The sequence below is a fragment of the Nesterenkonia halobia genome, assembly GCF_039536005.1.
Classification (GTDB): domain Bacteria; phylum Actinomycetota; class Actinomycetes; order Actinomycetales; family Micrococcaceae; genus Nesterenkonia; species Nesterenkonia halobia.
Genome location: NZ_BAAAYG010000010.1, coordinates 159,781 through 167,145, shown reverse-complemented (window position 1 = coordinate 167,145; position 7,365 = coordinate 159,781). Strand labels below are relative to the sequence as shown.

General features: G+C 70.7%; 6 protein-coding genes. 3 read left to right on the top strand and 3 right to left on the bottom strand.

Annotated elements, in window-relative coordinates; genetic code table 11:
• From ABD652_RS11935 to ABD652_RS11925, 3 genes are all read right to left on the bottom strand, one after another.
• A partial coding sequence (locus tag ABD652_RS11935) for an ABC transporter permease (protein WP_425574578.1) occupies positions 1-569 on the bottom strand: 569 nt, incomplete at its 3' end.
• A 145-nt stretch (positions 570-714) separates the two neighbouring features.
• Positions 715-1,749 (bottom strand): ABC transporter substrate-binding protein, encoded by a 1,035-nt coding sequence (locus ABD652_RS11930; protein ID WP_344721635.1) that lies wholly within the window; start codon positions 1,747-1,749, stop codon positions 715-717.
• Between the two features lie 142 nt (positions 1,750-1,891).
• A complete protein-coding gene (locus ABD652_RS11925) occupies positions 1,892-3,256 on the bottom strand; it encodes an MFS transporter (RefSeq protein WP_344721633.1) in 1,365 nt (454 codons plus the stop codon).
• 238 nt (positions 3,257-3,494) lie between these two features.
• Here ABD652_RS11925 and ABD652_RS11920 point away from each other — a divergent pair, with 238 nt between their 5' ends.
• The 3 genes from ABD652_RS11920 (at position 3,495) to hpaE (ending at position 7,356) form a co-directional block, all read left to right on the top strand.
• Complete coding sequence (locus tag ABD652_RS11920; protein WP_344721631.1) at positions 3,495-5,069, top strand: fumarylacetoacetate hydrolase family protein; 1,575 nt, start codon at positions 3,495-3,497, stop codon at positions 5,067-5,069.
• Positions 5,062-5,772: a GntR family transcriptional regulator gene (locus ABD652_RS11915; RefSeq protein ID WP_344721629.1), complete on the top strand. Its 711-nt coding sequence runs from the start codon at positions 5,062-5,064 to the stop codon at positions 5,770-5,772. The genes ABD652_RS11920 and ABD652_RS11915 overlap by 8 nt, the downstream gene beginning before the upstream one ends.
• Before the next feature lie 75 nt (positions 5,773-5,847).
• Positions 5,848-7,356, top strand: coding sequence for a 5-carboxymethyl-2-hydroxymuconate semialdehyde dehydrogenase (hpaE, locus tag ABD652_RS11910; protein WP_344721627.1), 1,509 nt, complete (start codon positions 5,848-5,850; stop codon positions 7,354-7,356).
• Positions 7,357-7,365: the final 9 nt, after the last annotated feature.

The following is a 7,365-nucleotide window of genomic DNA, read 5'->3' as shown; positions in this document are numbered from 1 at the left end:
CAGAGGGCGACGAGTCCGTTGGAGAGCATCAGTCCCAGGATCTTCATCCGGTCGGTGGAGACCGCGAACGAGCGGATCATCTGCTCGTTGTCGCCGGTGGCCTGCAGGGCCAGGCCGTTGTCAGTGTGCAGATACCAGTCCAGCAGCAGCTTGAACACCAGCGCGACCAGCGCCAGCACCGCGACCGACTCCCAGCCGACGCCGACGAGGTCGCGCAGCGCGCTGATCACGGTGTCCTCGCCGAGCAGCGGGACATTGGCCCCGCCCATGATGCGCAGATTGATCGAATAGAGCCCGATCATCGTCAGAATCCCGGCCAGCAGCCCGTTGATCCCGCCCTTGGTGTGCAGCATCCCGGTGATCCACCCGGCCGCGGTGCCGACGGCGAAGGCGGCCGCCGTGGCCAGAAAGGGGTCGGTCCCGCCGGTGATCAGCACCGCCGCCGTCGCCGCGCCGGTGGTGAAGGAGCCGTCGACGGTCAGGTCGGGGAAGTTCAGGATGCGGAACGTCAGATAGACGCCCAGGGCCATGATCGCGTAGACCATCCCCAGCTCGAATGCGGTGATCATCTCTCGTCCTCGTCAGCGTCGTCGCCCGGGTCGCGGGCGACGACGCGTCGTGTGCCGTCAGGGGCGACGCCGCCCCGCCCGATCAGGACGGGCCGGCGTCCGGTCGTCCGCCGAGCCTGCAGAGCCCGGCGCGGTCATCGTCGGCTCAGCCGTCCTCGCCGGCCTCGGACGGATCCTTGGGCTCGACGTCCTCGCCGACGACGACGTCGGCGCGGTCCATCAGCTCCTGCGGGATCTCCACGCCCATCGCCTCGGCGGCCTCGGGGTTGACGACGACTTCGTAGTTCTCCTGAGTCTCGACCGGCATGCTCGCCGGGTCCTCGCCGTCCTCGAGGATGCGCAGGGCCATCTCGCCGGCCTGGCGGCCGAGCTGATGGTAGTCGAGGCCCTCGGTGGCCACGGCCCCGGCCTCCACGGAGTCTCCCTCGGCGGCGACCACCGGGATGCTGTTCTGCTGGCCGTACTGCAGCACCGACTCCAGCGCGGAGACCACCTGGTTGTCGGTGGGCACATAGATCGCGTCGACGTCGGAGAACGACTCCACGCCCTGCTGGACTTCGGAGGAGTTGGTGACCGCGGCCTCCTGGATCTCCAGGTCCAGCTCCTCGGCGGCCTCCTTCGCCTGCTCGACCTGCACCTCGGAGTTGGTCTCGCCCGAGGAGTAGATGACGCCCACCTCCTCCGCATCCGGCGCGAGGCTGGAGAGCACGTCGAACTGCGCGTCGACCGGATTCATGTCCGAGGCGCCGGTGACGTTGGCCCCCGGCTCCTCCCAGGAGTCGACCAGCCCGGCTCCCTCGGGGTCGGTGACCGCGGAGAAGATGACCGGAGTGTCCTGGATGGACTGGGCGGCCGCCTGGGCGGAGGGCGTGGCGATCGCATGGACCAGATCCAGGTCGTCGGTGGCGAAGGTGCCGGCGATGGTGCTCGCCGTCGCCTGCTCGCCCTGGGCGTTCTGCTCGTCCCAGTCGACGTCGACGCCGGCCTCGTCGAAGGCCGCCTTGAAGCCGTCGCGGCTCTCGTCGAGGGAGGGATGGGTGACGAACTGGGAGATGCCGATCGCGTAGCCGCCGTCTCCGCCGTCGTCGCCGCCCGATCCGCCGTCGTCGCAGGCGGTGAGCAGCAGGGCGGAGGCCGCGGCGACGGCCGACAGGCTCATCATCGAGGTACGGGGTCGCATGGGTGGGGTCCTCTCATGGATGGTGCGGACAACAGATGCAGTCGAGTCTGCGGTGCGACCGCCTCGCGCGCGGTGAGGGCGCGCCGAGCGGCCGCGCGGGACGTCCGACCGGTGGGCCGGCGCCCCGCTGATCCGGCGCCTCTCATCGGGCCGAGGGCCGGAGAGTCAGCTCCTCCCGTTCACTGTCATCGGTGAGCGTGATCCCCTGCAAGGTCTTGGGCACCACGGAGACCGCGAGGAATGAGATCAGTGCCAGGCCCGCGATGTAGGCGCCGATCAGCCAGGACTGTCCGGTCGTGTTCAGGATGCCCTGGGCGATGGTGGCCGCGAAGGCCCCGCCGATGATCGAGCCGAGCGCGTAGCCGATGGAGACGCCCGAGAACCGGATCGCGGCGGGGAACATCTCGGCATAGAGCGCGCACTGCGGCCCGTAGGACGGGCCCAGCCCGACCGTCAGCAGGAAGATCGCCGCGGCGAAGAGCGGAAGCGAGGCGGTGTCCATCAGGAACCACATCGGGATGGCCCAGACGATGATGATGCCGTAGCCGATCTGGAAGGTGAGCACGCGGCCGATGCGATCGGAGATCCAGCCGCCCAGCATGGTGAAGATCAGCCACCCGACGCCGCCGATGAGCGAGGCGGTCAGCGTGTCCGAGCGGGCCATCCCCAGGTGATTGGCCCCGTAGGCGGCGAAGAAGGCGATGACCAGGTAGCCCGCGGCGTTGTTGGCCGCGAAGATCAGGGCGGCCAGGAACGTGTACTTCTTATGCGTGGTGAGCAGGTCCTTCAGCGGCGCCGAGGCCTGCTTCTTGCGCTCGCGCATCTCGGTGAAGACCGGGGACTCGTCGACCTTCACGCGGATGAGGTAGCCGACGATGATCAGCACGAAGGAGAACAGGAAGGGCACGCGCCAGCCCCAGTCCATGAATTGCTGCTCAGTGGTGAAGGCGTTGAGCACGGTCATGAAGCCGGTGGCCAGCAGCATGCCCACCGGCACGCCGATCTGGGGGTAGGAGCCGAAGAGCCCGCGCTTGTGGCGCGGGGCGTGCTCGACGGAGAGCAGCGCGGCGCCGCCCCATTCGCCGCCGGCCGAGAGCCCCTGCAGCACGCGCAGCAGCACGAGCAGCACGGGGGCGGCGAGCCCCCACATCGCATAGGTCGGCAGCAGGCCGACCAGCACTGTGGCGCCGCCCATGCCCATCAGGGTCAGCACCAGCACGACTTTGCGGCCGAAGCGGTCGCCGAGCCAGCCGGCGACGACGGCGCCGAGAGGACGGAAGAGGAAGGAGATGCCGACCGAGGCCCAGGAGATGATCTGGGCCAGCGCCTGATTCTCCTCCCCCAGCGGCTCGAAGTAGTGCAGGGCCAGCACGAAGCCGGCCGCCTGGGCGTAGATGAAGAAGTCGTACCACTCGATGGTGGTTCCCACGAGCGTCCCGGCGAGGACCTTCTTCTCCTCGCGGGTCATCTCGTGGCCCTCGGTGCTGGTGTACGTCGTCTGGCTCATGTCATCTCCACATCTGAGCGTGATGCCGGACGGGGCTCACAGGGTGCAGGTGGTCATCGAGGAGCTGTGACCGCAGTCACAGTGATGCAGAACACACTACCAGACTAAATGACCGAACGGTTGGTCAGTTTCACGAGGCATCGATCCGCCCCCGCCGGAACGAGCATCGACAGGCGGCGCGAGAGTCCCGCCGCAGGGGGCTTGTGCGGCGCATCACGGAGCGTATACGATCTGAGATATGATCTCGAGCACATCTTCCAGCAGGGCGGCGGCCGACGCGACGACCGACGCGGCGTCCGGCTCCCCGCAGACGGACCGCCCCGGCACGATCATCGCCGTGCACCTGAGCTACGCCTCGCGGGCCGACGAGCGCGGCCGTCGGCCCGCCGCCCCGTCCTACTTCCTCAAGCCGAGCGGATCCGTGGCCACCGGCGAGGCCGAGGTCGAGCGCCCCGCCGGCACCGAGCTGCTGGCCTTCGAGGGCGAGATCGCGCTCATCGTCGGCGCGACGACCCGCCGCGTGCGGGCCGAGGACGCCTGGGACCACATCGCGGCGGTCACCGCGGCCGACGACTGGGGACTCTACGACCTGCGCAGCGCCGACAAGGGGTCCAACCTCCGCAACAAGGGCCGGGACGGCTACACCTCCCTGGCCGCCGGCCGCATCGACGCCGCGACCGTCTCCCCGGACAGCCTCCGCCTGCGGACCTGGAAGAACGGGGCGCTGGTCCAGGAGGACACCTCCGCGGCCATGATCTTCACGCTGCCGCGGCTGGTCGCCGACCTCTCGCAGCATCTGACGCTGGAGCCCGGCGACGTCATCCTCACCGGCACCCCCGCCGGGGCCTCGGTCGCCGAGCCGGGCGACACCATCGAGGTCGAGGTCGACGCGCCCGACGCCGACGGCGCGCCGAGCAGCGGCCGCGCCGTCTCGCACGTGGTCGAGGGCCCCGGCGACTTCGACCCGGCGCTGGGGCTCACCCCGGCCGTCGACGACCGCCAGCGGGAAGAGGCCTGGGGGTCCCGGGAGAAGGCCGGACTGCCGCCCGAGGACGCCGCCGGCGCGGCGCCCGACACGGCGCCCTACACGGCGCCCGGCACCCTGACTCCGCGGCTGAAGGAGAAGCTGCAGCGCGCACCGGTCGCGGGACTGGCCCAGGAGATGCGCCGCCGCGGCTTCGACACCGTCACCCTCGACGGGCTCCGGGGCGACACCCCGGGCGCGACGATGGTCGGCACCGCCCGCACGCTGCGCTTCGTCCCGCTCCGTCCGGATCTGTTCTCCGCCCACGGCGGCGGCCACAATGCCCAGAAGCGGGCGTTCGACGCGGTCGAGGCCGACGAGGTCGTCGTGATCGAGGCCCGCGGCGAGCGCGGGGCCGGCACGCTGGGCGACATCCTGGCCCTGCGGGCGAAGGCCCGGGGCGCGGCCGGCGTCGTCACCGACGGCTGCGTCCGCGACGCCGCGGCCGTCGGCGCCGTCGACCTGCCGGTGTTCAGCCAGGGCGCTCACCCGGCCGTGCTGGGCCGGCGGCACGTCCCCTGGGACACCGACGTCACCATCAGCTGCGGCGGGGCGACCGTGCAGCCCGGCGACGTGATCGTCGGCGACGACGACGGCGTCATCGTGATCCCGCCGTCGCTGGCCGACGAGGTGGTCGACGCCGTGCTGGCCAAGGAGGACGCCGACGCCTGGGTCGCCGGCCGCATCGCCGAGGGGCACCCCATCGACGGGCTGTTCCCGATGAACAGCGCCTGGCGGGAACGCTTCGAGGCCGAGTCGGCCGCCCGGCGCGGAGACGCCGATGGCTGAGCCCACCACGCCCACCACGGCGGGCGCACCCCCGGCCGGCGGCGCGACGAGCGCCCCGGTCGGAGCCAGCAAGTCCCAGCGGACCTACCACTGGATCCGCGAGCGCATCGACCGACAGGAGTTCGTCCCCGGATACCGGCTGGTCCTCGGCACCATCGCCGAGGAGCTCGGCGTCAGCGTGGTGCCGGTGCGCGAGGCCGTCCGCCGGCTCGAGGCGGAGGGACTGGTCGAGTTCGAGAAGAACGTCGGCGCCCGCGTCGCGATGGTGGACGAGGCCGACTATCTGCACTCGATGGAGACCCTCGGCGTCCTGGAGGGCACCGCCACGGCCCTCTCCCTCCCTCACCTCGGCGCCGAGGAGGTCGAGCGGGCGCAGCGGCTGAACGACCGGATGCGGTCGGTGCTGGACGAGTTCGACCCCGGCGAGTTCACCGCGCTGAACCATGAGTTCCATGACGTGCTGCATCTGCGCTGCCCCAACCCGCACCTGGAGGAGCTCGTCCAGCGGGAGTGGACCCGGCTGGCGCGGCTGCGCCGCTCGACGTTCGCCTTCGTCCCCGACCGCGCCCCGGAGTCGGTCGCCGAGCACGACGAGATCCTCCGGCTGATCCGCACAGAGGCCGACGCGCTCGACGTCGAGCTGGCGGTGCGCCGCCACCGCTGGCGGACGATCGACGCCTACCGGCGCCACCGCGGCGCCTGACCGGGCCCGGCCCGGACCCCACGCAGAACCTGTCCCGACACCACCCCGATGCTGAGCGAGCAGAGGAGACCACCGATGACCCAGCAGACCACCACCCCGCCCGACGGCCTGCCCGACCAGATCCGGCACTACATCGACGGCGCCTTCGTCGACTCGCTGGACGGCACCACCTTCGACGTCCTCGACCCGGTGAGCAACGAGACCTACATCCAGGCGGCCTCCGGCGGCCCGGACGACATCGACCGCGCCGTGCAGGCGGCGCAGCGCGCCTTCCACGAGGGCCCGTGGTCGACGATGCTGCCGCGGGAGCGCTCCCGCGTGCTGCACCGGATCGCCGACGTCGTCGAGAGCCGCGGCGAACAGCTGGCGGCGATGGAGTCCTTCGACTCCGGACTGCCGATCACCCAGGCGGCCGGCCAGGCCCGCCGGGCGGCGGAGAACTTCCGCTTCTTCGCCGATCTGATCGTCGCCCAGACCGACGACGCCTTCAAGGTCCCCGGGCGCCAGGCCAACTACGTCAACCGCAAGCCGATCGGCGTCGCCGGGCTCATCACTCCGTGGAACACCCCGTTCATGCTGGAGTCCTGGAAGCTGGCACCGGCGATCGCCACCGGCAACTCGGTGGTGCTCAAGCCCGCCGAGTTCACCCCGCTCTCGGCCAGCCTCTGGGCCGGGATCTTCGAGGAGGCCGGGCTGCCGGCCGGAGTGTTCAATCTGGTCAACGGCTTCGGCGAGGAGGGCTACGCCGGCGACTCGCTGGTCAAGCACCCCGACGTCCCGCTGATCTCCTTCACCGGCGAGTCGACCACCGGACAGCTGATCTTCGCCAACGCCGCCCCGCATCTGAAGGGGCTGTCGATGGAGCTGGGCGGCAAGTCCCCGGCCGTCGTCTTCGCCGATGCCGACCTGGAGGCGGCCATCAACGCCACGATCTTCGGAGTGTTCTCGCTCAACGGTGAGCGCTGCACCGCCGGCAGCCGCATCCTGGTCGAGCGCTCGGTCTACGACGAGTTCGTCGAGCGCTACGCCGCCCAGGCGAAGCGGGTGAAGGTCGGCATGCCGGACGAGGCGGAGACCGAGGTCGGCGCGCTGGTCCACCCCGAGCACTTCGAGAAGGTGATGAGCTACGTCGAGCTCGGAAAGTCCGAGGGCCGGCTGGTCGCCGGCGGCGGCCGTCCGGAGGGCTTCGAGACCGGCAACTTCGTCGCCCCCACCGTCTTCGCCGACGTCCCCTCCGACGCCCGGATCTTCCAGGAGGAGATCTTCGGGCCGGTGGTGGCGATCACCCCCTTCGACACCGAGGAGGAGGCGCTGGCGCTGGCCAACAACACCAAGTACGGGCTGGCCGCCTATGTCTGGACCAATGACCTGAAGCGCTCGCACACCTTCGCCCAGGCCGTCGAGGCCGGCATGGTGTGGCTGAACTCCAACAACGTGCGCGACCTGCGCACCCCCTTCGGCGGGGTGAAGGCCTCCGGGCTCGGCCACGAGGGCGGCTACCGCTCCATCGACTTCTACACCGACCAGCAGGCGGTGCACATCAACCTCGGCGAGGTGCACAACCCCGTCTTCGGCAAGGCCTGATCCCTGCCC

Coding starts and splice junctions, on each gene's coding strand:
- ABD652_RS11930 (WP_344721635.1), bottom strand. CDS start 1,749: ATGCGACCCCGTACCTCGATGATGAGCCTGTCGGCCGTCGCCGCGGCC.
- ABD652_RS11925 (WP_344721633.1), bottom strand. CDS start 3,256: ATGAGCCAGACGACGTACACCAGCACCGAGGGCCACGAGATGACCCGC.
- hpaE (WP_344721627.1), top strand. CDS start 5,848: ATGACCCAGCAGACCACCACCCCGCCCGACGGCCTGCCCGACCAGATC.
- ABD652_RS11920 (WP_344721631.1), top strand. CDS start 3,495: ATGATCTCGAGCACATCTTCCAGCAGGGCGGCGGCCGACGCGACGACC.
- ABD652_RS11915 (WP_344721629.1), top strand. CDS start 5,062: ATGGCTGAGCCCACCACGCCCACCACGGCGGGCGCACCCCCGGCCGGC.